Genomic DNA, 24,029 nt, shown 5'->3' on the forward strand with positions numbered 1-24,029 from the left:
AGAGGTCACTTCTGCAGGCCGAGAAGGCACGCGGTGACCTCTCGGCCTGCAGAAGTGACTATTCGGCCTGCAAAGGTGACGCTTCGGCGGGGGTGGTGACTCGGGTTGGGGTGGTGATCCGGGCGCGACGGGCGGCGCGGCGGAGGGTGGCGAGCACGGCGGCGCCGAGGAGGGCGATGGCGACGGCGGTGGTGATCGCGCGCATGGTGTCCCAGCTGCTGGTCGAGGTGACCAGGGTGTAGCGCAGGAACGTCGTCAGGTTCTCGACGAGCCCGCCACCCGGGTCGTAGGAGAGGTTGCCGCTCGCGCCGGGGACCGTGACCCCGGTGAGCAGCGGCCAACCCTGCAGGTTGAGCAGCAGCCCATAGGCGTAGGAGGCGAAGATCCCGTACGCAGCGAGCATCGCGATCTCCAGACGGCCGTTCGCCTGTGGCAGGAGCCCGGCTCCCATGGCCACCCAGGCCGCACCGAGCATCTGGTAGGGCAACCAGGGGCCGACGCCGGCGGTGACGAGCGCCGCGACGAACAGGCTCGTACAGCCCAGGACGAAGCCGAAAGCCGGCCCGAAGACCCGGCCGCCGAGGACGAGCATGAAGAAGACCAGCTCCACCCCGCCGGTGCCCGCGGAGACGGCACGCAGGACGGCCTCGATCGCACTGAGTACGCCGAGGAGCGCGATCGTCCGGGTGTCGATCCCGCCGGCGGAGAGCTCGCTCAGCAGCACGACCAGCATCAGCGGCAGCAGCGCGAGGAAGATGAAGGGAGGCTGCACGCGCTCATAGCCGTGCAGCAGCAGCGGCCAGGCGAACATCATCAGTCCGGCCACGGAGATGATCGCGAGCAGCACGGCGGTGCGCGGCGAGAATCTGATCATTGCCCGGTCACCGCCTCGACGATCTCGCGCACCTTCAGCCAGCCGGGACCGAAGACCTTGCTCACCTGGGGCGCGAAGGCCGGTGACTCGGCAGTCACGCTGCGTACGTCGCCGGCGGAGACCACCTCGCCGTCGGCGAGCACCACCACGTCGTCGGCGGCCTCGGCGACGAACTCCACGTCGTGGGTCGCCACCAGGACCGCCTTGCCCGCATCGGTGAGGTCGCGGAGGATCTCGGACAGAGCGCGCTTGGCCGCGTAGTCGAGCCCGCGGGTCGGCTCGTCGAGGAGCAGGACCGGCGGGTCGGCGCTCAGGATCAGCGCCAGCGCCAGCGCGAGCCGCTGACCCTCGGAGAGGTCGCGGGGATGCTGGCCGTCGGGGATGCCGGGGACGAGGCTGTCCAGGATCTCCCTGGTCCGCGGGCCGCCCGCCTCGCACTCCTCGGCCACCGTCTCCAGGTAGAGCAGGTCGGCCGCCGTCTGCGGCAGCAGCCCGACGAGCGTACGTCTGGCTTCGGGATCCAGCGCCGCCGGGTCCTTGCCCGCGACGCTCAGCGACCCCGCGAGCCGCTTCTGGGTGCCCTGCAGTGTCCACAGCAGCGTCGACTTGCCCGACCCGTTGCGCCCCATCAGCGCCGTCACCCGCCCCGCGGGCAGCTCGATCGAGACGTCGTGCAGCACCGGCGTACGTCCTCGGGTGACCGTGAGGCCCGAGCTTGTCAGGGCCATCCCCGACAAGCCCTGACGGAACTTGTCGGGCATGGCAACCCCTGACAAGTTCCGGCCATCTGAGTTGGTATCGGCCCGGTCAGCCGGGTAGTCCGACCCCCTTGCCCGCCGCCTCGCATCGCGCACAGTCAACGGCAGCGGCGACCAGCCCAGCGACCGGCCCAGCTCGACGATGGGCGGCGCGATGGGCGAGGTCTCCAGGATCTCGGCGGGGTCTCCGACGGCGACGGAGCCGTCGCCGACCAGCAGCGCCATCCGGTCCGCGAACGGCACGACCCGCTCGAGACGGTGCTCGGCGATCACGACGGAGGTGCCGAGGTCGTGCACCAGCCGGGTGATGGTGGCGAGCACGTCCTCCGCGGCGGTGGGGTCGAGGGCGGAGGTCGGCTCGTCGAGCACGACGACGCGGGGGTGGGTGCTCAGCACCGAGCCGATCGCGACGCGTTGCTGCTGTCCGCCCGAGAGAGTACGCAGCGAGCGCTGCCGCAGCTCGGCTATGCCGAGCAGGTCGAGCGTCTCCTCCACCCGGCGGCGCATCGTCGCGGGCGGAAGCCCGAGCTGTTCCATACCGTAGGCGAGCTCCTCCTCGACGGTGTCCGTGACGAAGCCGGCGACCGGGTCCTGCCCGACGTAGCCGATCGTTCCCGCGCGCTCGCGTGGCGGCGTACGGATGATCGAGGCGCCGTCCAGCAGAAGATCGCCGTCGAGGACGCCGCCGGAGAAACGCGGCACCAGGCCCGAGATCACGCCGAGCAGCGTCGACTTGCCGGATCCGGTCGGACCGGAGACGACCAGCAGCTCGCCCTCCTCGATGGTCAGGTCGACGTCCTTGAGCACGTGCTCGGAGGAGTCGGGCGGCGTGAACGTGATCCCTCGCAGCTCGATCATGCGACTGCCTCCTCACGAGCCGACGCCGTCGGCGCGGTGGCGGTCTGTCCGGTTGCTGCCGGGGCGGGCGCGGCGATGGCGGGGATCAGGCCGGCCAGCACCCCGGCCATGGCGGCCAGCGAGACCGCCGGAGCCGTACTCACCCCCGGGTAGGCGATCGGGACCTGGTAGCGGGAGACCCACCAGCCTCCGGCCACGACCAGCAGTCCGCTCACCGCGACCACGACCTCCGGCCAGCGCCAGCGGTCGGGCCGGTAGACGGTCCGGGTCACCCGGCGGCCCGCCAGGATGAGCCCTCCGACCGCCGCGGCGACGCCCAGCACGACCATCGTGGCCGCGAGCCAGCCGGGCGTGGTGCCGTCCAGCACCGCGTAGACGCCGACGCAGAGACCGACGAGCGAGGCGAGCATGAGCCCCGAGGTGACCCGCCGTGTTCCAGCGGCGACCCCTGCCGTACGCCCGTAGCCGCGCGTGTCCATCCCGGCCGCGAGCGCCATGGACCGCTCCAGCGCATCTTCGAGCACCGGTACCAGGAAGCGGCGCAGCCGCCTGACCCGGGACGTCGCTCCGGCGCGCAGCCGCTGCGCGGCACGCACCCGCTGCACCGACTCGGCCAGCTGCGGCAGCACCGTCACGGCCACCACGACAGCGGTCCCGATCTCGTAGAGCGCGGGTGGCAGCGACCGCAGCAGCCGCTTCGGGTTCGCCAGCGCGTTGGCCGCGCCGACGCAGACCACGATCACGCCCAGCCGCATCCCGTCGTAGAGGCCGGCCAGCAGCGCCTCGCGTGTCAGGGGGCCGAGCAGCCGGATCCCCAGCACCCACTCGGGCAGCGGGATCTCGGGCAGGTCGATGAGCACGTGACCCGGCACGGCACCCAGCAGCACCCTGAAGAACACCCGGGTCACGACGATGAACAGGGCGAACCCGAGGTAGAGGCGGAACGCCTTCGCCCACGGCTGCTCCCCGCGACGGGCCACGACCACGAGCGTCACCACTCCGACGAGCAGCAGGAGCAGCAACGGGTTGGTGGTGAAGGAGGCGTACGCCGCCAGGCCGATCGCCCACACCCACCAGGCGACGGGGTGCAGATCACGGGGCAGGCGGGCGACCGCAGCGGTCCGGAGCAGCTTGTTCACCGTCGACGCCACCACACGACACCGGAGCCGGCGAACAGCGCGAGGATCCCGGCCGGGGCTACCCACGCGGGGAGACGATCTGGGCCCGTTCCCGAGTCGGACTCGGTGGTCGATCTCGTCGAGTCTGCCGAGCCCGGTGGAAATAACTCCGGCGACGGGCTTGAGGGCGCCCCCACAGCATCCCCAAGCTCCGTCGCCGGAGCGGTAACGACATTGTCGTCTATCCACGTGAACGCAACACCCTGCCCTGAGGTCACGCTGATTTCGGTAACATTTCTGGATGCGTAGCTCCAGGCCCCCGAATCGTCGGTGACCCACAGCGACCAGTACGCGTCGGCGGGCGGCATCTGGGCGCAACCGGCCGCCTTCGGCCGGTCCTCGACGCGGCACACGACGCTGGGCATCGAGGTCACGAAGGTGAGGGGATGCCCCGCCTTCTCGAACACGTCGGCGCCGGTGTCGCCGTCCTCGGGCCGGACGCAATCGACCTCCGGCTGCCCACCGAGCGCGTTGGGCTCGAGGACCACCGTGACGCCGTCACACTCCCCGGCGCTCTCGACAGGCTCGGCCACCGGGAACGCACCGAACGCGGCGGCACCGGCGAGGACCGCCGGAGCCACCGTGAGAGGAACGAGGCTCAGCACGTGCTCTTCTCGGGTGCGGCGCCCTTGGGCAGCCACTCGAGGGAGGGAAGGGCCTGCGCCGCCGCGAGACGGTACATCCCCTCGGTCTCCTTGGTCAGTCCCTTCTCGTTGCCATCGGCCAGCGCGGCGTCGTCGAAGGCGACCGCGCCGGCGGCGTCACCGCAGGTCACCACTTGCTCGGCGACCCAGGTGGCCGCCTTCTCGGCTGCCTTGTCCTCATCGGCCTCGCCGAGCGCCCACCCGGCCAGGCCGGTGGTGTTCGAGTTGGCCACGTTGCCCGTCGCCGAGCTGAAGGAACCGTCCTTCGCCTGGGTCGACTTCAGCCATTCCACGCCGGCCGTCGCGGCCTTCTCGGCCTCGGCCGAGTCGACCTCCTGGAGGGCGAGCACGGCGAACGCGGTGGCGTCGGCATCCGCGACCGCCTTCGGGTCGGCCTCGCAGGTCTGGTCAGCGGCCTCCGGGTCGGCAGCGAACGTGACCCGGAACCAACCATCGGCACACTGCTGCCCGGCGAGGAAGGCGGCAGCGGCCTCCGCCTTGCCCGACTCGGCCTCGGTCAGCGCCATCACGGCGTACGACTGGCCGATGGTGTTGGAGTAGTCGGCCGCCTCCTTGTTCTTGGGCTCGAGCACATCGGCGATGCGACCGGAGTCGGCGACGGTCGTCTCGAGCTGCTCGAGCAGCCCTGAGTCGGGCAGGTCGGCCTCCTGCTGGAGCACCAGTGCCTTCGCGGTCGAGCCCGCCGAGGTGAGGGTGCCGAAGCCAGGGCTGGTGTAGGCCTTCTGGTTGGTCGTGACGGCCTTCGCGATCGTCTCGACCTCGGCGTCGTGGCCGTCGAGCTGGGCGAGCGCGATCCCGATGTCAGCGCTGAGCCCGAAGTCGTCGGTGCCGTACTGAGCGTTGCGGGCGACACCCTTCGGAGCCTGTGCGACGAGCCAGTCGGCCACCTGGGTGGCCGTCTTGGTGTCGTACGCCTTCTCGTCGGTGTCATCGGCGGCCTCGCCGCCACAGGCGGCGAGCGACATCGCGCCCAGCAGCACGAGGGCGAGGGGGGCGATGCCGCCCCGGATGGTCTTCTTCATGGTTCCTTCCCGCTGCAGGGCGGGAGGCGCGGGGCCGACCCGCTGCGTTCCACGACAGCGACTGGTCAGACACGGCCGCGGCAGGTGCTCCGGCTCGCTCAGGACACTCTGGGTGCCCCGGGCCTACGGTTGCGGGTCAGCGCCGGGATTCGACCGGCTTCCCCCACCACGGCGTGCATGGATTGAGCTCTGTTGTTTTTCGGGCCAATCCTATGCCCGGTGGGGTCCTCTTGCGGGATCGCCGCCGAGGGGTCACTCTGTCCCCATGCGCCACAGGATTCTCGGCCTTGTCGCGGTGCTGATGTCGGCCGGCCTTCTCGCCCTCTGCCCGGCCACGACCGCCGGCGCGGAGCCGGCACGGCGGTCCGTCACGTACGCCGACCTGGTCGCGATGTTCGGCGAGAAGGTCGGCGACCGCAGGACCGTCGAGGCAGGCCTCCCGAGCCTCGAGCGCGCCATGACCGACGCCGGGATCACCACGGCCTATCGACGCTCGGCCTACCTGGCCACGCTCGCCAACGAGAGCGCCTTCCGCTACGACGCCAAGGGAGGCGACCGGCGGAGGTTCACCGGCCGTGGCTACATCCAGCTGACCGGCGAGGCCAACTACGCCGACGCCGGGGCGTACTTCGGGATCGACCTGCGACGCCGCCCCGAGCTGGCCAGGTCGCTGGACTACAGCGCGCCGATCTCGCGGTGGTACTGGACCGTCGCGCGCGACATCAACCCCTTCGCCGACGCCCTCGACATGGGCCGGGTCAATGCGGCGATCGGCTATCCCCGCAACCGGGCCGAGGACGCCGAGCGCTGCCGCGACTTCAAGGCCGCGCTGAAGCACCTCGACGGGTCGGTGCCCAAGGGGATCAGGTGTGCCCGCCCGACCGCGACCGGGCGCTAGACGTACGTCACCGCTTGACGTTGCGACGGTCGCCGACCGCGATCGCCGAGGTGCCCTCGTCCTTCAGCTCGAAGAGATCGATCGCCTTGATGAGCTTGGTCCAGGTGGAGTATCCGTAGTTTCGCGGGTCCTCGGAGGACTGGTTGCGGATGCGGGAGACCACGGTGCCGACCAGGGCCCAGCCGTCGTCGTCGGCGGCCGCGTCGATGGAGTTGCGCAGCAGCTGGATCAGCCGGGCGTTGCGCTTGAGCAGCTGCCCCGTCGTCGCGGAGGAGGACGACTTGCGGGTGCGCGGGGCACCGTTGTCGGACTCGGTCTCCTCCTCGGTGTCGCCGCCGAGCTTCTCCACGACGGTGAACCGGGTGCAAGCACTCTTGAACGGCGCCGGCGTCTTCTCCCGGCCGTAGCCGTAGACCGCACGCCCCTTCTCGCGCAGGTAGTGCACCAAGGGCGTGAAGTCGGAGTCGGAGGAGACCAGCGCGAACGCGTCCGGAGTGGCCGCATGCAGCAGCTCGACCGCGTCGATGGCCAGCGCCATGTCGGAGGCGTTCTTGTGCGCGGTCAGGTCGAACTGCTGCATCGGCCTGATCGCGGCATCGTGCAGCTCACCGATCCAGCCCTTGAGCTCGGACTTGGTCCAGTTGCCGTACGCCCGGCGGATCGTCACCTCGCCATACTCGGCCAGGTCGTTCAAGATCGCGTCGATCTTCGAAGCGGGTGCGTTGTCGGCGTCGATGAGCAGTGCGATGCGGAAGGGCTCGGTCACGCCGGACAGTCTGCCAGTCGCGGCGGCAGCTGGTGGGCTGCACTTTCCCACCATGGCGGGATTGTGCGCCGCTCGGAGACGCGAAACGCCCGCACTTTCCCACCATGGCGGGAAAGTGCGGGCGAGGATGTACGTCAGGCGAGCTTCTCCAGGATCAGCTCGCGCACGCGCTTGGCGTCGGCCTTGCCGCCGGTCGCCTTCATGACCGCGCCGATCAGCGCGCCGGCCGCGGCCTGGTTGCCGCCGCGGATCTTGTCGGCGACCGCGGGCTGGGCGGCGATGGCGTCATCGACGGCGGAGCCCAGGGCGCCGTCGTCGGAGACGACCGCGAGCCCACGGGCGTCGATGATCTCCGAGACGGTGCCTTCTCCGGCCACCAGCCCCTCGAAGACCTGGCGCGCCAGCTTGTCGGTCAGCGTCTTCGCCTCCACCAGCTTCTGTACCTCGGCGACCTGAACCGGGGTGACACCAAGGCCCGCCAGCTCGACGCCGCGGTCGTTGGCGGAGCGCGAGAGCTCGGCCATCCACCACTTGCGCGCTGCCTGTGCGGAGGCTCCGGCGGCGACCGTCTCCTCGATCAGCACCATCGCGCCGGCGGCCCAGACATCACGCATCTCGAGGTCGGAGTAACCCCAGTCGGCCTGCAGCCGGGCCCGCTTCTCGGACGGCGGCTCGGGCAGTGTGCCTCGGAGCTCCTCGACCCACTCACGCGAGGGCGCGACCGGGACCAGGTCCGGCTCGGGGAAGTAGCGGTAGTCGTCCGCGTCCGACTTCGGACGACCGGCCGCGGTGGTGCCGGTGTCCTCGTGGAAGTGGCGGGTCTCCTGGAAGATCGCCTCCCCCGCGTCGAGGATCGCGGCGTGCCGCGACATCTCATACCGCGCGGCCCGCTCGACCGAGCGCAGCGAGTTGACGTTCTTGGTCTCTGTGCGGGTGCCCAGCTCGCCGGAGCCCTTGGGCGAGAGCGACAGGTTCACGTCGCAGCGCATCGAGCCCTGGTCCATGCGTACGTCGGAGACACCCAGGCCCAGCAGGATCTCGCGCAGCGCGGCGACGTAGGCCTTCGCCACCAGCGGTGCCTTGGCACCGGTGCCGAGGATCGGCCGGGTGACGATCTCGATCAGCGGGATCCCGGCGCGGTTGTAGTCGACCAGCGAGTAGTCGGCGCCATGGATACGACCGGTCGCACCACCGATGTGGGTGGTCTTGCCGGTGTCCTCCTCCATGTGGGCGCGCTCGATGTCGACCCGGAAGGTCTCCCCCTCCACCTCGACGTCGAGGTAGCCGTCGTAGACGATCGGCTCGTCGTACTGGCTGGTCTGGAAGTTCTTCGGCATGTCCGGGTAGAAGTAGTTCTTCCGGGCGAACCGGCACCACTCCGCGATCGAGCCGTTGAGCGCGAGCCCGATCCGGATCGCGCTCTCCACCGCCTTGCCGTTGACGACCGGCATCGAGCCGGGCAGGCCGAGGCAGGTCGGGCAGACCTGGGAGTTGGGCTCGCCACCGAAGGTCGCCGGGCAGCCGCAGAACATCTTGGTGTTGGTGTTGAGCTCGACGTGCACCTCGAGCCCGAAGGCCGGGTCGTAGCGCTCCAGCACCTCGTCGAACGGAACGAGCTCCAGGGAATCAGCTGCAGCACTCATCGGGCCACCTCCAGCTTGTCGATCGAGAGCACCGGGCCGACAGCGGCCTCGAGGGCTGCGCCGACGCGGTAGAGACGGGCGTCCTCCAGGACCGGAGCAAGGACCTGTACGCCCACGGGCAGCCCGTCCTCGTCGGAGACGCCGGCCGGGACCGAGATGCCGGGGGTGCCGGCCAGGTTGGCCGGGATGGTGGCCAGGTCCTGCATGTACATCGCGAGCGGGTCGTCGAGCTTCGCGCCCAGCGGGAACGCGGTCGACGGGGACGTCGGCGAGACCAGCACGTCGACCTGCTCGAAGGCCTTCTTGAAGTCCTCGATGATCAGGGTGCGGATCTTCTGCGCCTGGCCGTAGTAGGCGTCGTAGTAGCCGCTGCTCAGCGCGTAGGTGCCGAGGATGATGCGGCGCTTGACCTCGTCGCCGAACCCGGCGTCGCGGCTGGCCTTCATGACGGCCTCAGCGGACGGGGTCTTGCCGTCGGGCGTGACGCGCAGGCCGTAGCGCATCGCGTCGAACTTGGCCAGGTTGGAGGAGCACTCCGCCGGCAGGATCAGGTAGTAGGCGGCCATCGCGTGCTCGAAGCTCGGCGTCGAGACCTCGACGACGTCGGCGCCCAGCTTGGTGAGCAGGTCGACCGACTCGTTGAACTTCGCCATCACGTCGGGCGCCCAGCCCTCGCCCGCGAGCTCCTTGATGACGCCGACCTTGAGACCCTTGAGATCACCGGTTGCGCCGGCCCGGGCAGCGTCGACGAGTCCGGTCACCGGCGTCGTGGTCGAGGTCGAGTCGAGCGGGTCATGCCCGCCGATCAGCTCGTGCAGCAGCGCCGAGTCGAGCACCGTGCGGGTCACCGGACCGACCTGGTCGAGCGAGTTGGCCAGCGCGACCAGCCCATAGCGGGACACGGACCCGTAGGTCGGCTTCACGCCGACGGTGCCGGTGACGGCGCCCGGCTGGCGGATGGAACCACCGGTGTCGGTGCCGAGCGCCAGCGGTGCCTCGAAGGCGGCGACCGCAGCCGCCGAGCCTCCACCGGAACCACCCGGGATCCGGTCGAGCTTCCACGGGTTCTTGGTCGGGCCGTATGCCGAGTGCTCGGTGGAGGAGCCCATCGCGAACTCGTCCATGTTGGTCTTGCCGAGGATCGGCAGGCCGGCGTCCTTGATCTTCTTGACCACGGTCGCGTCGTAGGGCGGGACCCAACCCTCGAGCATCTTGGAGCCACAGGTCGTCGGCAGCCCGGTGGTGGTCAGCACGTCCTTGACCGCGATCGGTACGCCGTCGAGAGCGTGCAGCGCGTCGCCGTTGGCCCGGCGCGCGTCGGAGGCGGCGGCCTGGGTCAGCGCGCCCTCGGCGTCGATGTGCAGGAAGGCGTGCACGTCGCCGTCGACCGCGGCGATCCGGTCGAGGTGGGCCTGAGTCAGCTCGACCGAGGTCGTTCGGCCATCGGCCAGAGCATCGGCCAGCTCCGCGGCCGTCTTGAGGATCAAGTCACTCACTGCTCGTCCCCCAGGATCTGCGGCACCGCGAAGCGCTGCTCCTCGACGCTCGGCGCGCCCGAGAGCGCCTGCTCCGGCGTCAGGCTGGGAGTCACGACGTCCTCACGGAAGACGTTGGTCAACGGGAGCGGGTGAGAGGTGGCAGGCACGTCGTCGCCGGCAAGCCCCTGGATCGAGGCGACGGACTCGAGGATCACCTGAAGCTGCGGGGCAAGGTGATCGAGCTCGGCGTCGCTCAGGTCGATGCGGGCAAGGTCGGCCAGGTGCGCGACCTCGTCGCGGGTGATTTCTGGCATGCCGCACATCCTAGGCGGCAAGTTCCGCGCAGATACAACCGATCGGTGGCCACGCGGCGTCTTCACCACTGACAATCGGTTCGAGAGATCGGATAGATCGATGGCGAGACCCCCAACCCAGGAGCAGTTCGACGAGTTCGCCCAGGTCGCCTGGCCGCGGCTCTATCGCTCTGCCTACCTGCTCGTCGGGAACCACGCCAGTGCGGAGGACCTGGTCCAGACGGCGCTGGCGAAGACCTTCGGCAGCTGGGGCCGGGTATGCACGCTCGAGGCCGCCCCTGCCTACGCCCGGCAGGTGCTGTTCAACACCGCGATGACCTGGTTCCGGAAGGCCTCGTGGAACCGCGAGCACCCGACCGAGATCCTCCCCGACCTCGGCCAGGAAAACGACCCGACCACCCGCTCGGTGCTGCTCGACGCGGTCGCCGCACTGCCACCGCGCCAGCGCGCCGTCGTCGTCCTCCGCTTCTACGAGGATCTCGACGTACGCCGCACCGCCGAGCTCCTCGGGTGCGCGGAGGGCACGGTGAAGAGCCAGACCTTCTTCGCCCTCGACAAGCTCCGCACCATCCTCGGCGACCCGACTCTCACCCTGGAGGTGACCCAGTGACCGACAACGACCTGCGTACGCTGCTCCGCGACGCCGCCGACGAGGTGACCGTGCCCCGCCTGGCCACCGAAGAGCTCCACCTCCGCACGCGCTCCGTCCGCCGGCGCCGGCGCGCCTCCTGGATCGCCGGCGCGGCGGCCCTGGCGATGGCCGGCGCGGTTGGAGCGTACGCCCTGAACGGGGGGATCGGCAGCGACGAGCTCCCCATCGCCACGGCCGAGGCAGACCCCCGGGGCTGGGCGGTCGCCGAGGGAGACCAGGTCCACTTCGGTGACGGGAGCGTCGTGACGTACGGCGCCCGCGTGGAAGACCTGCGCTACACCTCTGTCGGCATGCTCGCCCGGAGCACGGGGGACAACTCCCGCCTCTCGCTGATCACAGCCGAGGGCGTACGCCCACTCAACGTGGGTGTCGTGAGCGATCGACTGATCGGCACCGACGTCGACTCGCCCTATATCTCCTGGACATTGGAGAACGGCGACGGCTGGCTGGTGCGCGTCGTCGACCTCCGCACCGACGAGAAGGTCGCCGACGTCCCGATCTCCGGGAAGTACACCTGGGCCGGCTGGCGGACTCCGCCGGTCGCCGTCGACGGCGAGCATGCATACGTCGCCCTCGACGACCGCACGCTCGACGTCGAGTGGCGCACCGGGGACGTGACCACCTCCAAGGGGCTCGGGGGCAGCTACACCACCGACGTGATCAACGGTCGGGCGGTGACCCAAAGCGCCAATCACTCGACGCAGTGGGTGGTCGACGTGTCCACCGGCGAGGTGCTCCTGACGGTTCGCGGCGCCGACCTGCCCGACCCGCAGTTCTGGCTCAAACTCTCATCCGACGGCAACCATGCCTTGGCGCTTCCCTATTCGATGTGCGACGACAACAACAACTGCAAGTACGACACCTCGACGACACCGCTCTACGACGTCGACCTAGAAACCCGGACCGATGTCGCACTGACTGGTCTGCTCGGCTGGGCCCCTGAGGGACAACTGATCCGAACGACCGGGACGAGGGTGGAGATCTGCAACGAGGTCGGCCAAGACTGCGCCGAGGCCCCGTTCACCCTGAAGACGCCCGCCGGCAGGATCAGCGGGACGTCGTACGGGTCCTGACCACTCGAACGGGTGGCGCCAGCCCGGGTGGTGCTCACCCCTCGTCGGCCACCCACGCCAGCGACGCCGGGCGAGCACGTACGTCCCAGTCCCGCGCCGCGGGCAGCCAGACCAGCAGCGAGGCACCGAGGACGACGCCCCCGATCGCGGTGACCGGAAAGCGAGCCGGCCCGCGGCGCACGAATCAGGAAGAGCAGCACGGTCGCCGGGACCAGCAGGACCGCGGCGACCGTGAGGAGTGGGGGAAGAGCGTCGAGCGCGGCCCCACACTATGGGGGGGGTATTTCCTAGCCGAGTCCAGCCGGCCCGCTCTCCAGCAGGACCTTGAACCCCGCCTCGTCGAGGATCGGCAGCCCGAGCTCCTCGGCCTTGGCAGCCTTCGAGCCGGCGTTCTCGCCGATGACGACGTAGTCGGTCTTCTTCGAGACCGATCCGGCCGCCTTGCCACCGCGCGCGATGACCGCCTCCTTGGCGCCGTCGCGGGAGAAGTCCTCCAACGACCCGGTCACCACGATGGTCAGGCCCTCCAGCGTCCGGGCGACGGACTCGTCGCGCTCGTCGGCGAGGGAGACCCCGGCCGTACGCCACTTCTCCACGATCTCCTGGTGCCAGTCGACCTGGCGCCACTCGACGATGGCCTCGGCGATGATCCCGCCGACGCCCTCGGTGTTGGCCAGCTCCTCCTGGGAGGCTGCCCAGACGGCGTCGAGGGAGGCGAACTCGGTGGCCAGCGCCCGGGCCGCGCTCGGGCCGACGTGACGGATCGAGAGCGCCACCAGCACCCGCCACAGCGGGACCTGCTTGCGCTCCTCCAGGTTGGCGAGCAGACCCGTGGCGTTGGCGTTGAGCACCCGGTCACCCGCGCCGGCCTCCTTCTCCGCCTTCTTCGCCGCCCGGGTGAAGAAGGCAGTGGTGGCGAGCCGGGCCTCGTCGAGCGAGAAGATGTCGCCCTCGTTGGTGATCACCTCGGCGGCCAGCAGCGCGTCCGCGGCCTCGTAGCCCATCCCCTCGATGTCGAAGGCGCCCCGCCCGGAGGCGAAGAAGACCCGCTCGCGCACCTGCGCGGGGCAGCCGCGGTGGTTGGGGCAGCGCAGGTCCTTGTCGCCCTCCTTCTGCTCGGCGAGCGTGGTGCCGCACGCGGGGCACTCGGTGGGCATGGCCCACTCGGCGAGGCCCTCCGGTCGCAGCGGCAGCACCGGGCCGAGGATCTCGGGGATGACGTCCCCGGCCTTGCGGAGGATGACGGTGTCGCCGGGGCGTACGTCCTTCCGCTTCACCTCGTGGGCGTTGTGCAGCGTCGCTCGCTCGACGGTCGAACCCGCGACCTTGGTGGGCTCCATGACGCCGAACGGCGTGACCCGGCCGGTGCGGCCGACACCGACGTCGATCGCGAGCAGCTTGGCGTTGACCTCCTCGGGCGGATACTTGAACGCGATCGCCCACCGTGGCGCGCGACTGGTCGAACCGAGGCGCCGCTGCAGCGAGATGTCGTCGACCTTGATCACGACACCGTCGATCTCGTGCTCGGTGACGTCGTGGCGGTGCTCACCGAAGTAGCCGATGAACTCCTCGACCTCCTTGAGGCTCGTGAGCACCTTGACCCGCTTGGAGGTGGGCAGTCCCCAGGCCTTCAGGGCGTCGTACGCATGGGACTGGGCGACCGGCTGGAAACCCTCACGGGCCCCGATGCCGTGGCAGACCATCCCGAGTGCGCGGCTCGCGGTCACCCGCGGGTCCTTCTGGCGCAGCGAGCCGGCAGCGGAGTTGCGCGGGTTGGCGAACATCGGCTTGCCCGCGTCGACCAGTGACGCGTTGAGCCTGTCGAAGGCCTCGATGGACAAGAACACCTCGCCGCGCACCTCGACCAGGTCGGGCACCGGGAACTCCTCGGTGCCGCTCAGCCGGTGCGGGATCGACGTGATGGTGCGTACGTTGGGGGTGACGTCCTCGCCCGTGCGACCGTCACCTCGGGTCAGCGCGCGGACCAGGCGGCCCTTCTCGTAGAGAAGGTTGATGGCCAGTCCGTCGACCTTGAGCTCGCACAGCAGCTCGGCCTCGCTGGCACCGTCCTTCGCGATCCGGGCGTGCCAGCCGGCCAGCTCCTCGTAGGAGAAGACGTTGTCGAGGCTCTCCATCCGCCGCAGGTGGTCGACCGCGGTGAACTCGGTCGAGAACGTGCCGCCGACCTTCTGGGTCGGCGAGTCGGGCGTACGCAGCTCGGGGAACTGCTCCTCGAGCTCGTTGATCCGCCGCCACCTCTGGTCGAAGTCGGCGTCGGAGAGCGTCGGGTCGTCGAGCACGTAGTAGCGGTAGCGAGCGTCCTCGATCTGCTCGGCGAGCTCCTGGTGCTCGTTCTTGTGCTCCGCGGCGGCGTCGGTCACGTCATCGTTCACAGGGCCATCTTGCCTGGTGCCGCCGACATTTTTCCTACCGCATACCCACCCCGGCGTTTTCGCCCGAGAACCAGCACAAACGGCACTCAACTCCCTCAATATCGACGCAACCCATCAACACCTGGGTGACGCGGGTCACGGTGGAAGGTAAAGCGGACTAGTTTGCTCCCCCGTCGGGCAAGGCGGACCGACACGACCCTCCCCCACACGACCGTCTTGTGAGGTCTGCAGTGTTTTCTCGGCTCGTGGTGACGCTGATGACGTCGCTCGCGCTCCTGCTGGTTCCCGCCGGCGCGGCGCACGCCCTTGGCCTGGGCGGCGTCTTCTCCGACGCCGTGGTCGAGATCGACCTCGTGAAACAGTCGAAGGACGAAGCGGTCATCGACGTCAGCGGCACCGAATACAGCGGTGAGAGCCTCGAGATCGCGCTCAACCCCAGCGGCTACGTGGGGTCGGGCACGCGCAGCACGTTCATCAAGTCTGTCTCCTACGACCCTGACGGGGCCGAGGACTGGACCTACCGGTTCACCCTCGACGCCGCGCAGATCGCGCAGCTCGACCCCGGGACGAGCTACCAGATGATGACGATGCGGGACAACGGCCGCGACGTGCTCGCCTCCGGCGACACCGAGACCGCCAAGATCCCCTTCGACTTCGACCAGCTCGCCCAGCCCGATCCCGAGCCGTCACCGACCACCCCCAGGAAACCCTCGGAGGGCGGCGGCTCCTCGGGTGGCGGGACCGGTGGCTCGACCTCGGGTGGCGCCTCGGGTGGCACCTCCGGTGGAGACTCCGGGAAGTCCGGCGGGTCCGAGGAGAAGGGCGACGAGGAGGCCGAGAAGGGACCGTGGACCGCGCCCGAGAAGCCCCCGACGACGAAGGGGATCGACCTCGGGGGCGCCGACGAGCGCTCGGTCGACGCCGACGACGTCATCCACGCCTCCGCGTCCGGCTTCAAGCCCAACGAGACCGGCATCCGAGTCGTGGTCTACTCCTCGCCGATCGTCCTCTCGACCAGCGTCAAGGCCAACGGCCACGGTGTGGCGAAGTGGTCCGGCAGGCTCCCCAAGGACATCGGCCTGGGCAAGCACACCCTCACCTTCCAGGGCTCGGTGAACCGTGGGATCCAGTTCGTCGTGACGGGTACGCCCGCTGACGGCGAGTGCGCCGAGGGCGGCTGCGCCAAGACGCCCGTCTCCGAGACACCCTCGGCCGCCTCCGCCGGCGACAAGCCGTCGACGGGCTGGCTGACCTGGCTCATCGTCGCCGTGATGATCTGCCTCGCGGCCGTCGCCGGCGCCGTCGCGATGCTCTCCGGACGCCGCAGATCCGGCTCGAAGGACTGGGACGAGCGGCATTACGACCAGGCTCCCCCGCGCTATGCCGACCCCGCTGCGTACGCCTACCAGCAGCCCGGTGAGCACCCCTCGCGTCATCGTGCCCCGCAGGCCCACCTGCAGCCGGCACCGCCCCAGCCGTCCCACCGTGGTGGCCCGCGGGAGCCGGACCAGCGTCTGCCTGGACAGCGTCAGGCCGCGCCACGCCAGCCCTTGCAACGCCAGCCCCTGCAACGTCAGCCGGGGCCGCGCCAGCAGGAGCCGCGCCAGCAGGAGCCCCGCCAGCAGGAGCCTCGCGAACCGGCGCCGCAGCAGGCGGCACATCGCCAGCCGCGGCCGCCGGAGTCGTTTGCTCCCCCGCAGCAGCGGGCCGAGGCGTTCGCTCCCTGGCGGTAGTGCGCCTTAGCCCAGATCCGCCGATCTGGGCTAAGGCAGCAGCGACTCACCGTCGCGAGCAGTCTCGGCCGACACGGTCGGCCACAGCGTTTCTAGCGCCGACTCGAGCCCGGAGAGCACCGGGTCGAGATCGTCTCCGGGGAACGGCGCCGGCGCCTGGTGGCGTACGACGGCACAGAACGCGCGGCGTTCACCCTCGGCCCGGTGGCAGCGGACCATCTCGGCGCGGCCCTCGGTCCAGCCGTCGTAGCCGTCGGTGTCGCCCTTCGAGCAGGTGAGCGCCTTGGGGCACTTCCGTTTCCCGGCGGGCAGGTTTCGAGCGTGGATCGCGGTGACCTTGCTGCCGTCGGCGCGGGTGCCGGTGACGCCGAAGGCATCTTTGCCGTACGCCGAGGCATCGGCCTTCTCGAAGGAGTCGATGTCGGCGTACGCGTCGGTCTCGGTCAGTCCCGCGGCGATCGCGCCCGCGGTCAGCGAAACTTCGCCGTCGCCGTTCGAGCCGGCCTCGGGAAAGCCGTTGACCTGCGCCTTCGTCATCTCGACGGTAGTCTTCGTGCCGAGCCGCGGGTCGGTGACCAGGGAGACCAGGTCGTCCACGCTCACCTCCAGACTCAGGCGGCGAGGGTCCTTGGTGATCCGCTCTCCGGTGTAGGCGGCCCGGCGCTCCTCTCCTCGGTCCGACTCGTAGGAGACCATCAGCTGACCCGGGGTGCCGTCGCCGGTGGCGAGATCCCAGGCGACGGTGGCGGTGCCGGTCGCGGCCTTCACCTCGGCACAGCCCGACATCCCTTCGTGGCACCAGGTCGAGAGCAGGTCGTCGTCGACCGCTCCGGCCTTCACCTCCAGCGAGTCCTCGCCCCAGACGAGGACCGTGCCGACCTCGTCCTGCTCGAAGTAGAGATCGCCGCCCTCGAACGACTCCGGGTCGACGTCGACGTGCTCGAGCGTGATCGCCGCCAGCGCCTCGGGCGTCGCGGGCTCGTTGCCCGGCCTCAGTTCCGCCGGGTCGGGCGGGTTCGACTCGGACCGGGTTGGCTCGGACCGGCTCGACGACGACGCGCCGCCCGCGTCCGTCGCGTCATCCGCTGCGCTGCTGCCGCATCCGGCAAGCAGGATCGCCACGGCCAGCAGAGCCAGTCCCTGTGGGCCCATCCCCCGTTGTCCCATGAGGGGAATCTACGCCAGGTGACGCGCAGTTTCGGTGAGGATCCGCAGCACACCTCGAGCCCAGCGCCAGTCCGCGCCGGCGAGGCCGCAGGTCGGCGTGAGCACGATGTCGTACGCAGCGTCCAGCCCGACCATGTCGAGCCAGCGCTCCACGGCCTCGGTGACCGTCTTGTCGGTGGGTGTGCGCTCCGGCGCGAGCGCGGGGACCACGCCGAGCGCGACCGTGTCGCCCGCCTCCAGCGAGGTGGCCAGCTCGTCGTGGTCGGCGGCGGAGAGCTGGGCCAGGTCGACGCTGAGCCCCTTCGCGCCGGCCGTGCGGACCAGGCCGAGCGGCGTCCCGGCCGCGCACGAGTGGACCCACGGCGTCGCACCCTCCTCGGCGATGGCGCCGAGGACCCACTCCAGGGCCTGGGATGCCTCGGGGAGGTCGATGCTGCGGTGCTTGCCGAACCCGGATGCTGTCGGAACCTGGGCGTTGAGCACGGCGCTGAGCGCGGGCTCGTCGACCTGGACGATCAGGGTCTCGACCCCCGGGAGGCGGCGGCGTACGTCGCGGACGTGGGCACGCACGCCCTCGGCCAGAGCCTGCGCCAGCTCCCGGCGCGCGCCGTGGTCGGCCAGCAGCTTGTCGCCGCGCGGCCGCTCGACGGTGGCGGCGAGGGTCCACGGCCCGGCGACCTGGATCTTGAACGTGCCACCGCCCGAGACCAGCGGCGTGTCCTGGGCCAGCTCCTCGACGGTGTCGAGGTCCTGGGCCAGCAGGCTCCTGGCCCGACGATGATCGACGCCCGGAGATCCCCCGGTGCCGGTCAGCCGCCAGCCAGCGGGTTGCAGGTCGGCGTCCAGCCCGTCGAGGACCGCCAGCCCTCGGCCGGTCATGTTCGCGGTCGCGCCACGCGCGGGCAGCTCGGGCAGGTGCGGCAGGTCGGTGAGCTCGCCGAGCACGATGCGGAAGGCTTCCGCGTAGTCCTCCCCGGGCAGCGAGCCGACTCCGGTCGCTCTCACGCGAGGACCGCCCGTCGGGTCGCGGAGATGGTGGCCGAGCCGACCACGCGGGTGCCGTCGTAGATGACCGCCGCCTGACCTGGGGCGATCCCATAGGCGGGATCGAGCAGCTCGATCTCGACGCCTTCCGCCGTCGAGTCCGTCACGCTCACTCGCGCGCGGTGCTCGGTGCCGTGCGCACGCAGCTGGACGGTGCCCTCCAGGACGCCCTCGGGCACACGACCGGCCCACCGCGGCCTGATCGCGGAGAGACCGTCGACGGCGAGATGCTCACGCGGCCCGACGGTCACGGTCGCGGAGACGGGCTCGATGTCGAGCACGAACCGCGGCTTCCCGTCCGGCGCCGGCTTGCCGAGGCGCAGGCCCTTGCGCTGGCCGATGGTGTAGGCGTACGTGCCCTGGTGCTCGCCCAGGACCTCCCCGGCCTCGTCGACGATCGGGCCGGACTCGTTCGGTGCCCGATCGCCCAGCTTCTCACGCAGCCACCCGGCGTTGTCGCCGTCGGCGACGAAGCAGATGTCGTGGGAGTCGGGCTTGTCGGCCACGAGCAGGCCGCGCCGGGCGGCCTCCTCACGCACCAACGGCTTGGGTGTGTCCCCCAGCGGGAACAGCGAGTGCTTGAGCTGGTCCTGGTCGAGCACGCCGAGCACGTACGACTGGTCCTTGCCGTCATCGACGGCGCGGTGGAGCTCGACGAGCCCGTCGGTGCCCTCGCGCAGGGTCGCATAGTGGCCGGTCGCGACGGCGTCGAACCCCAGGGCGAGCGCCCGGTCCAGGACGGCGGCGAACTTGATCTTCTCGTTGCAGCGCAGGCACGGGTTGGGCGTACGTCCCTCGGCATACTCCGACATGAAGTCCTCGACCACGTCCTCGTGGAAGCGGTCGGAGAGGTCCCAGACGTAGAACGGGATCCCGATCACGTCCGCGGCGCGGCGGGCGTCGTTGGAGTCCTCGATCGTGCAGCACCCGCGTGCGCCGGAGCGGTAGGACGCGGGGTTGCGCGAGAGTGCCAGATGGACGCCGGTGACGTCATAGCCCGCCTCCTTGGCGCGCGCCGCTGCGACCGCGGAGTCCACTCCCCCTGACATGGCGGCGACCACTCGCATCGGCTCGGTACTCATTCCTGTACCCATCGTCTCGGCGCCCATCGTCTCTGCGCCCATCGTCTCTGCGCCCATCATCTCGGGGCCCATCAGCGCTGCAGCCCGGCCGCGCGGCCGCGTTCGACGGCGGGTCCGATCGCGGCAACGAGCCGGTCGAGGTCGTCGGTGGTCGTGGTGTGCCCGAGCGAGAAGCGCAGCGAGGACCGCGCCTGCTCGTCGGTCTGCCCCATCGCGAGGAGGACGTGAGAGGCCTGAGGTACGCCGGCCGAGCACGCCGCGCCGGTGGAGCACTCGATCCCGGAGGCGTCGAGCAGCATCAGCAACGAGTCGCCCTCACATCCGGGGAAGGCGATCTGGGCGTTGTTGGGGAGCCGATTGAGACCCAGCGGCTCCAGGGGCGGCCCGTTGAGGTGCGAGTTCGGCACCAGGGACAGCACCTGCTCGACCAGCCGGTCCCGCAGGGCACCGACTCGGGTCGCGTACGCCTCCTGCTCCTTGACCGCGAGCTCGACCGCCGCCGCGAAACCTGCGATCGCCGCAGTCGCATGCGTGCCGCTGCGTACGTCCCTCTCCTGGCCCCCTCCGTGAACGAGCGCGGTCAGCTCGAGCTCGCGCCGGACGACCAGCGCTCCGGCACCCACCGGGCCGCCGAGCTTGTGGCCGGTCAGCGTGAGCGCGTCGACGCCACTGTTGGCGAAGTCGACGGGCACCGCACCCACTGCCTGGACGGCGTCGGTGTGGACAGGGATGCCGTACGCGGCGGCCAGCTCCGCGATCTCGACGACGGGCTGCAACGTACCGACCTCGTTGTTGGCCCACATCACCGAGATGACGGCGACGGAGGACGGGTCGCGCTCGATGGCCTCTCGCATCGCCACGAGGTCGACGCGGCCGGTCTCGTCGCACGGCACCAGCTCGACCTGGGCGCCCTCGGTCGACTCCAGCCACTGCAGCGGGTCGAGGACGGCATGGTGCTCGACGGTGGTGGAGAGGACACGGGTGCGCGCGGGATCCTGCCCGCGGCGGGCCCAGAAGGCGCCCTTGAGCGCCAGGTTGTCGGCCTCGGTGCCACCGGAGGTGAAGACCACTTCTCCCGGCCGTGACCCGAGGGCCGCGGCGATACGTTCTCGGGACTCCTCGAGCACCCGGCGGGCGCGCCGCCCGGATGCGTGCAGCGAGCTCGCGTTGCCGACCAGCGTCAGCTCCGCGGTCATCGCCTCGATCGCCGCCGGGGCCATGGGGGTCGTGGCGGCGTGGTCCAGATAGACGGTCCGGGGATTCATCGTCTACCAAGAGTACGGCGCTTCGGGCGTACCCCACGAACCGCGGGCGTCCATCCTCCGGCGCTACCTGACGTTCATCTCGACTGCCTAGGTTTCGAGGCATGCCGCAGGGATTCCGTGAGTACATCGACAACCTGATCACCGAGGGCCACATGATCGGTGAAGATCATGACGATGACCCGGTGCTCCTGGATCCTTCCGGCAGAGCGGTCGACACCTGGCGCGAGAACTATCCCTACTCCGAGCGCATCGCCCGCGAGGTCTACGACGAGCAGAAGTATCTCCTCCAGGTCGAGCTGCTGAAGTTCCAGCGCTGGAACGACCGCGTCGGCGGGAAGCACGTGCTGATCTTCGAGGGCCGCGACGCGGCCGGCAAGGGCGGCACGATCAAGCGGTTCATGGAGCACCTCAACCCCCGCTACGCACGTACGGTCGCGCTGTCGAAGCCGTCGGACCGCGAGTCGCAGCAGTGGTTCTTCCAGCGCTACGTCCAGCACCTGCCCACCGCCGGCGAGATGGTCCTCTTCGACCGCTCCTGGTACAACCGCGCCGGCGTCGAGCGAGTCATGGGCTTCGCCTCCGACGACCAGTACGAGCAGTTCATGCACCAGGTGCCGCTCTTCGAGCAGATGCTCGTCGACTCCGGCATCACCCTCACGAAGTTCTGGTTCTCGGTCGCCCGCTCGGAGCAGCGCACGCGTTTCATCATCCGCCAGATCGACCCCGTACGTCAGTGGAAGCTCTCCCCGATCGACGTTCAGTCACTGGACAAGTGGGACTCCTACACCGCGGCCAAGGAAGAGATGTTCCTTCGCACCGACACCGACTGGGCACCCTGGACGACGATCCGCTCCAACGACAAGAAACGCGCCCGCCTCAACGCGATGCGCTACTTCCTCGCCAACCACGACTACGACGAGAAGGACCCCGAAATCGTCGGCACCCCCGACCCCCTCATCGTCCAGCGCGGTATCGACGCCGTCGGCGACTGACGGATCAGCCCGGCCACGAGATACGCCTCAGGTGCGCCTCGATGTTGTCCTCGAGCGCACCGGCGTCATCCTCTGACAGCGGAAGAACCAACTCGTACGCCGCGACGAACGCCTCGCGCACATCGGCCGGCGTCGGGCGCCAGTCGTGATAGCGAGTCCCGAGGAGGACGGCGGCCTGAGCGAGGTCGTCCACTCGGCGACCGTACCTGGTCTCCTCGAGATCCAGGACCGCGGCAATTCTTCCCTCCGCCCATAGAATGTTGGCCGATCTGAAGTCGCTGCCAACCAGCTGGGCGCCTGGCCTCGACGGCTCATCGGCGGGGATCCGCTCCGGGTAGTCGGCCATCGCAGCGTGCATCCGTGCGAGCATCTCGCCCGCCGCCCTGACCTGGATCGGGTCGGTGACGTCCAGCAGCTCGCCATCGATCACATCCTGAAGACCGAGCGAGACCCCATCGACCTCCACCTGGTGCCTGCCGTCCAGAGCCGTCCGCGGCGTCGACACAGGTATCCCGCGCTCCCCCAGCCACCCCGTGAGCGCGGCGATCGCCGCCAAGCGTGCGAACAGCCGTGGCCGCATGGACCACTTGGCGATCATCCGGCGGCCGTCGACGACGACGATCCACGCCAAGCAGTTGGCGTCGCTGATCACCAACCGTTCGCAGGTGGCCACCCGCAGCCCCCAGTGCACGGCCAGTACACCGATCAACCAGTCCGTCGCCTCGGCCGCGGAGGCGAACCCGAACCGTTCGGTCAGCTCATCGAGCGGATCGGCGGACTCCCAGAGCATGCTGACCGGCGTAGCCAGGTCTTCGACTTCGGTCATGATCGCAGTCAAGCAGGTAGGGCATGGCCGTCTTGACGCGGCGCATCGTGCTCGATCTCGTTGGTCGCCGGCTTCACCGGCCGCTACGCCAGGTTTGGCGCAGCTCCTCTGATCGCGCACAGGCTTGGTATGGCGGCTGACGTTTTGCGACGCCGTGGACGATGCGTCGGGGTCGGCTATGACAGGGGGTCCGGTCGCGGTGGATCGACGCGGCATCGGATGCCCGACGGTTCGCGCCAAGCTCCCGGGGAGCCCGAGCTGTCGGCTGTGGGTCGGCAGGGCGCGGCGACCAGGGCGCCGAGGCCAGGGCGCCGAGGCCGGCACCACTCCACAGCTGCGCCTGCCACCGGCGGTCGAGCTTGTCGAGACCACCCCCTGGGCTCTGCCGTCGACACCTCCGGGCGCTCCTACTTCGGAGGCCGGTCCGAGACCAACGCCCGATCGACCGTCGACCGGCCGATCCCCCAGATCCCGTGCGACCTGCCGCAGCGGAACACCATCCGCGACCAGCCGCCGATTCTAAGCCCAAACCTCCACCGAGATCACCCATCCAATCTGTCTGGGCGGCCTCGTTCTCGCCCGTCACTATGGCCTCGTTTTCAAGCGTCGTCGACCATCGGGGACCTGCGCCGCAGAGCAAGGGCTGGGCACCGCTCCGAGGTCCATGCGCCGGGTTGAGGCGCGGCGAAGGGCCCGTCGAAGGGAGCGTCCGCGAGCACTGCCGCGGGATGTGCCGGCATGGACGGGAGTGTCCGCGAACGCTGCCGCGTGGGTGCGACGGCGTAGACGGGTCGAGCTGGACCGCGGCCGAGGTGGAGCGGCCCGCTCGACGGGCCCGCGCGTGGCGGGACATGGGCGTCACCTCGTGGGCGGGTGTCTGGTGTGGTGGTTCTCGGCCGGTGTCGGTCTAGGGACGTCGGGTGAACCTGATCGTGCCGTCCGGCAATCGCTCGTGGGTGTAACCGGGAGCATGAGCCAGACGGTGGTGATGGGGACACAACAGGACCCCGTCCTTCAGGTCGGTCTTCCCGCCCAGTGCCCAGGCGTTGAGGTGGTGGGCATCGCACCATTCCGGGGGCATGTCGCAGCCTTCGGCTTGGCAGCATTTCTGCTGGAGCCGGAGTGCTTTGCGTTGGATGGGTTGGAAGAACCCGCTGTCGCGGCCGGCGTCGAGGATCCGGCCATCACTACCCAACACCCAGGGGATGATGGTGGCGTTGCAGGCCATCTTCCGGGCTTCCGCCGCGCTGATGGTGTACCCGTTGGTCTCGTCGAAACCGAGCAGCGCGGTGCCGAGGTCTTTGCGGAGCTCGGCGAGGCTGATCACGACGTTGACCACGGTCGCGTC

Annotated in this window: 22 protein-coding genes and 1 riboswitch; of the genes, 5 read left to right on the top strand and 17 right to left on the bottom strand. The window is 70.0% G+C overall.

What is annotated here, in order from left to right:
- Window positions 1-58: 58 nt before the first annotated feature.
- From ACRDPS_RS13680 to ACRDPS_RS13700, 5 genes are read right to left on the bottom strand one after another with little or no spacing between them, the layout of a single operon-like run.
- The gene (locus ACRDPS_RS13680) at window positions 59-874 is read right to left on the bottom strand and encodes an ECF transporter S component (RefSeq protein ID WP_431502194.1); all 816 of its coding nucleotides are present in this window, start codon (window positions 872-874) and stop codon (window positions 59-61) included.
- Window positions 871-2,490: an ABC transporter ATP-binding protein gene (locus tag ACRDPS_RS13685; protein ID WP_431502195.1), complete on the bottom strand. Its 1,620-nt coding sequence runs from the start codon at window positions 2,488-2,490 to the stop codon at window positions 871-873. The genes ACRDPS_RS13680 and ACRDPS_RS13685 overlap by 4 nt, the downstream gene beginning before the upstream one ends.
- Window positions 2,487-3,629 (bottom strand): CbiQ family ECF transporter T component, encoded by a 1,143-nt coding sequence (locus tag ACRDPS_RS13690; RefSeq protein WP_431502196.1) that lies wholly within the window; start codon window positions 3,627-3,629, stop codon window positions 2,487-2,489. The genes ACRDPS_RS13685 and ACRDPS_RS13690 overlap by 4 nt, the downstream gene beginning before the upstream one ends.
- Window positions 3,626-4,273 carry a hypothetical protein gene (locus ACRDPS_RS13695; RefSeq protein ID WP_431502197.1) on the bottom strand — a complete coding sequence of 216 codons (648 nt, stop codon included), beginning with the start codon at window positions 4,271-4,273 and terminating at the stop codon, window positions 3,626-3,628. Before ACRDPS_RS13695 ends, ACRDPS_RS13690 begins: the two co-directional genes overlap by 4 nt.
- Complete coding sequence (locus ACRDPS_RS13700; RefSeq protein ID WP_431502198.1) at window positions 4,267-5,355, bottom strand: hypothetical protein; 1,089 nt, start codon at window positions 5,353-5,355, stop codon at window positions 4,267-4,269. Before ACRDPS_RS13700 ends, ACRDPS_RS13695 begins: the two co-directional genes overlap by 7 nt.
- Window positions 5,356-5,417: 62 nt before the next feature.
- A riboswitch (cobalamin riboswitch) is annotated at window positions 5,418-5,540 on the bottom strand.
- Window positions 5,541-5,620: 80 nt separating this feature from the next.
- Here ACRDPS_RS13700 and ACRDPS_RS13705 point away from each other — a divergent pair.
- Window positions 5,621-6,253 carry a glycoside hydrolase family 19 protein gene (locus ACRDPS_RS13705; RefSeq protein ID WP_431502199.1) on the top strand — a complete coding sequence of 211 codons (633 nt, stop codon included), beginning with the start codon at window positions 5,621-5,623 and terminating at the stop codon, window positions 6,251-6,253.
- A gap of 7 nt (window positions 6,254-6,260) precedes the next feature.
- On the opposite strand, the gene ACRDPS_RS13710 is transcribed toward ACRDPS_RS13705, so the two are convergent.
- The 4 genes from ACRDPS_RS13710 to gatC form a co-directional block, all read right to left on the bottom strand.
- Window positions 6,261-7,019: an NYN domain-containing protein gene (locus ACRDPS_RS13710; protein WP_431502200.1), complete on the bottom strand. Its 759-nt coding sequence runs from the start codon at window positions 7,017-7,019 to the stop codon at window positions 6,261-6,263.
- 134 nt (window positions 7,020-7,153) lie between these two features.
- Window positions 7,154-8,662: an Asp-tRNA(Asn)/Glu-tRNA(Gln) amidotransferase subunit GatB gene (gene gatB / locus ACRDPS_RS13715; protein WP_431502201.1), complete on the bottom strand. Its 1,509-nt coding sequence runs from the start codon at window positions 8,660-8,662 to the stop codon at window positions 7,154-7,156.
- Window positions 8,659-10,158, bottom strand: coding sequence for an Asp-tRNA(Asn)/Glu-tRNA(Gln) amidotransferase subunit GatA (gene gatA / locus ACRDPS_RS13720; RefSeq protein ID WP_431502202.1), 1,500 nt, complete (start codon window positions 10,156-10,158; stop codon window positions 8,659-8,661). The genes gatB and gatA overlap by 4 nt, the downstream gene beginning before the upstream one ends.
- Window positions 10,155-10,454 carry an Asp-tRNA(Asn)/Glu-tRNA(Gln) amidotransferase subunit GatC gene (gene gatC / locus ACRDPS_RS13725; protein ID WP_431502203.1) on the bottom strand — a complete coding sequence of 100 codons (300 nt, stop codon included), beginning with the start codon at window positions 10,452-10,454 and terminating at the stop codon, window positions 10,155-10,157. Before gatC ends, gatA begins: the two co-directional genes overlap by 4 nt.
- Window positions 10,455-10,554: 100 nt before the next feature.
- On the opposite strand from gatC, the gene ACRDPS_RS13730 reads away from it, so the two are divergent.
- Window positions 10,555-11,064, top strand: coding sequence for a SigE family RNA polymerase sigma factor (locus ACRDPS_RS13730; protein WP_431502204.1), 510 nt, complete (start codon window positions 10,555-10,557; stop codon window positions 11,062-11,064).
- Complete coding sequence (locus ACRDPS_RS13735) at window positions 11,061-12,179, top strand: hypothetical protein (protein WP_431502205.1); 1,119 nt, start codon at window positions 11,061-11,063, stop codon at window positions 12,177-12,179. The genes ACRDPS_RS13730 and ACRDPS_RS13735 overlap by 4 nt, the downstream gene beginning before the upstream one ends.
- Before the next feature lie 34 nt (window positions 12,180-12,213).
- On the opposite strand, the gene ACRDPS_RS13740 is transcribed toward ACRDPS_RS13735, so the two are convergent.
- Window positions 12,214-12,360, bottom strand: a complete 147-nt coding sequence (locus tag ACRDPS_RS13740) for a hypothetical protein (protein ID WP_431502206.1) — start codon at window positions 12,358-12,360, stop codon at window positions 12,214-12,216.
- A gap of 106 nt (window positions 12,361-12,466) precedes the next feature.
- Window positions 12,467-14,572: an NAD-dependent DNA ligase LigA gene (ligA, locus tag ACRDPS_RS13745; RefSeq protein ID WP_431502207.1), complete on the bottom strand. Its 2,106-nt coding sequence runs from the start codon at window positions 14,570-14,572 to the stop codon at window positions 12,467-12,469.
- 257 nt (window positions 14,573-14,829) lie between these two features.
- Between ligA and ACRDPS_RS13750 the strand changes: the two genes are divergently transcribed.
- Window positions 14,830-16,305 (top strand): hypothetical protein, encoded by a 1,476-nt coding sequence (locus ACRDPS_RS13750; protein ID WP_431502208.1) that lies wholly within the window; start codon window positions 14,830-14,832, stop codon window positions 16,303-16,305.
- Between the two features lie 30 nt (window positions 16,306-16,335).
- Here the strand turns inward: ACRDPS_RS13750 and ACRDPS_RS13755 are convergent, their stop codons facing one another.
- The 4 genes from ACRDPS_RS13755 to ACRDPS_RS13770 form a co-directional block, all read right to left on the bottom strand.
- Entirely contained in the window at window positions 16,336-17,472 is a 1,137-nt protein-coding gene (locus ACRDPS_RS13755; protein ID WP_431502209.1) for a hypothetical protein, read from the bottom strand.
- A 9-nt stretch (window positions 17,473-17,481) separates the two neighbouring features.
- On the bottom strand, window positions 17,482-18,477 hold the full coding sequence (locus tag ACRDPS_RS13760; RefSeq protein ID WP_431502210.1) for a methionine synthase: 996 nt from the start codon (window positions 18,475-18,477) through the stop codon (window positions 17,482-17,484).
- Window positions 18,474-19,583, bottom strand: coding sequence for a tRNA 2-thiouridine(34) synthase MnmA (mnmA, locus tag ACRDPS_RS13765; RefSeq protein ID WP_431502215.1), 1,110 nt, complete (start codon window positions 19,581-19,583; stop codon window positions 18,474-18,476). Before mnmA ends, ACRDPS_RS13760 begins: the two co-directional genes overlap by 4 nt.
- An 86-nt stretch (window positions 19,584-19,669) precedes the next feature.
- The gene (locus ACRDPS_RS13770) at window positions 19,670-20,863 is read right to left on the bottom strand and encodes a cysteine desulfurase family protein (protein WP_431502211.1); all 1,194 of its coding nucleotides are present in this window, start codon (window positions 20,861-20,863) and stop codon (window positions 19,670-19,672) included.
- 101 nt (window positions 20,864-20,964) lie between these two features.
- Here ACRDPS_RS13770 and ppk2 point away from each other — a divergent pair, with 101 nt between their 5' ends.
- On the top strand, window positions 20,965-21,855 hold the full coding sequence (gene ppk2, locus ACRDPS_RS13775; RefSeq protein ID WP_431502212.1) for a polyphosphate kinase 2: 891 nt from the start codon (window positions 20,965-20,967) through the stop codon (window positions 21,853-21,855).
- Window positions 21,856-21,859: 4 nt separating this feature from the next.
- On the opposite strand, the gene ACRDPS_RS13780 is transcribed toward ppk2, so the two are convergent.
- Together ACRDPS_RS13780 and ACRDPS_RS13785 are read right to left on the bottom strand one after the other, a co-directional pair.
- A complete protein-coding gene (locus tag ACRDPS_RS13780; RefSeq protein ID WP_431502213.1) occupies window positions 21,860-22,681 on the bottom strand; it encodes a phosphotransferase enzyme family protein in 822 nt (273 codons plus the stop codon).
- Between the two features lie 907 nt (window positions 22,682-23,588).
- The coding region (locus tag ACRDPS_RS13785) for an HNH endonuclease signature motif containing protein (protein ID WP_431502214.1) at window positions 23,589-24,029 on the bottom strand (441 nt) is incomplete at its 5' end.

The sequence above is a fragment of the Nocardioides sp. genome (assembly GCF_050699375.1).
Classification (GTDB): domain Bacteria; phylum Actinomycetota; class Actinomycetes; order Propionibacteriales; family Nocardioidaceae; genus Nocardioides.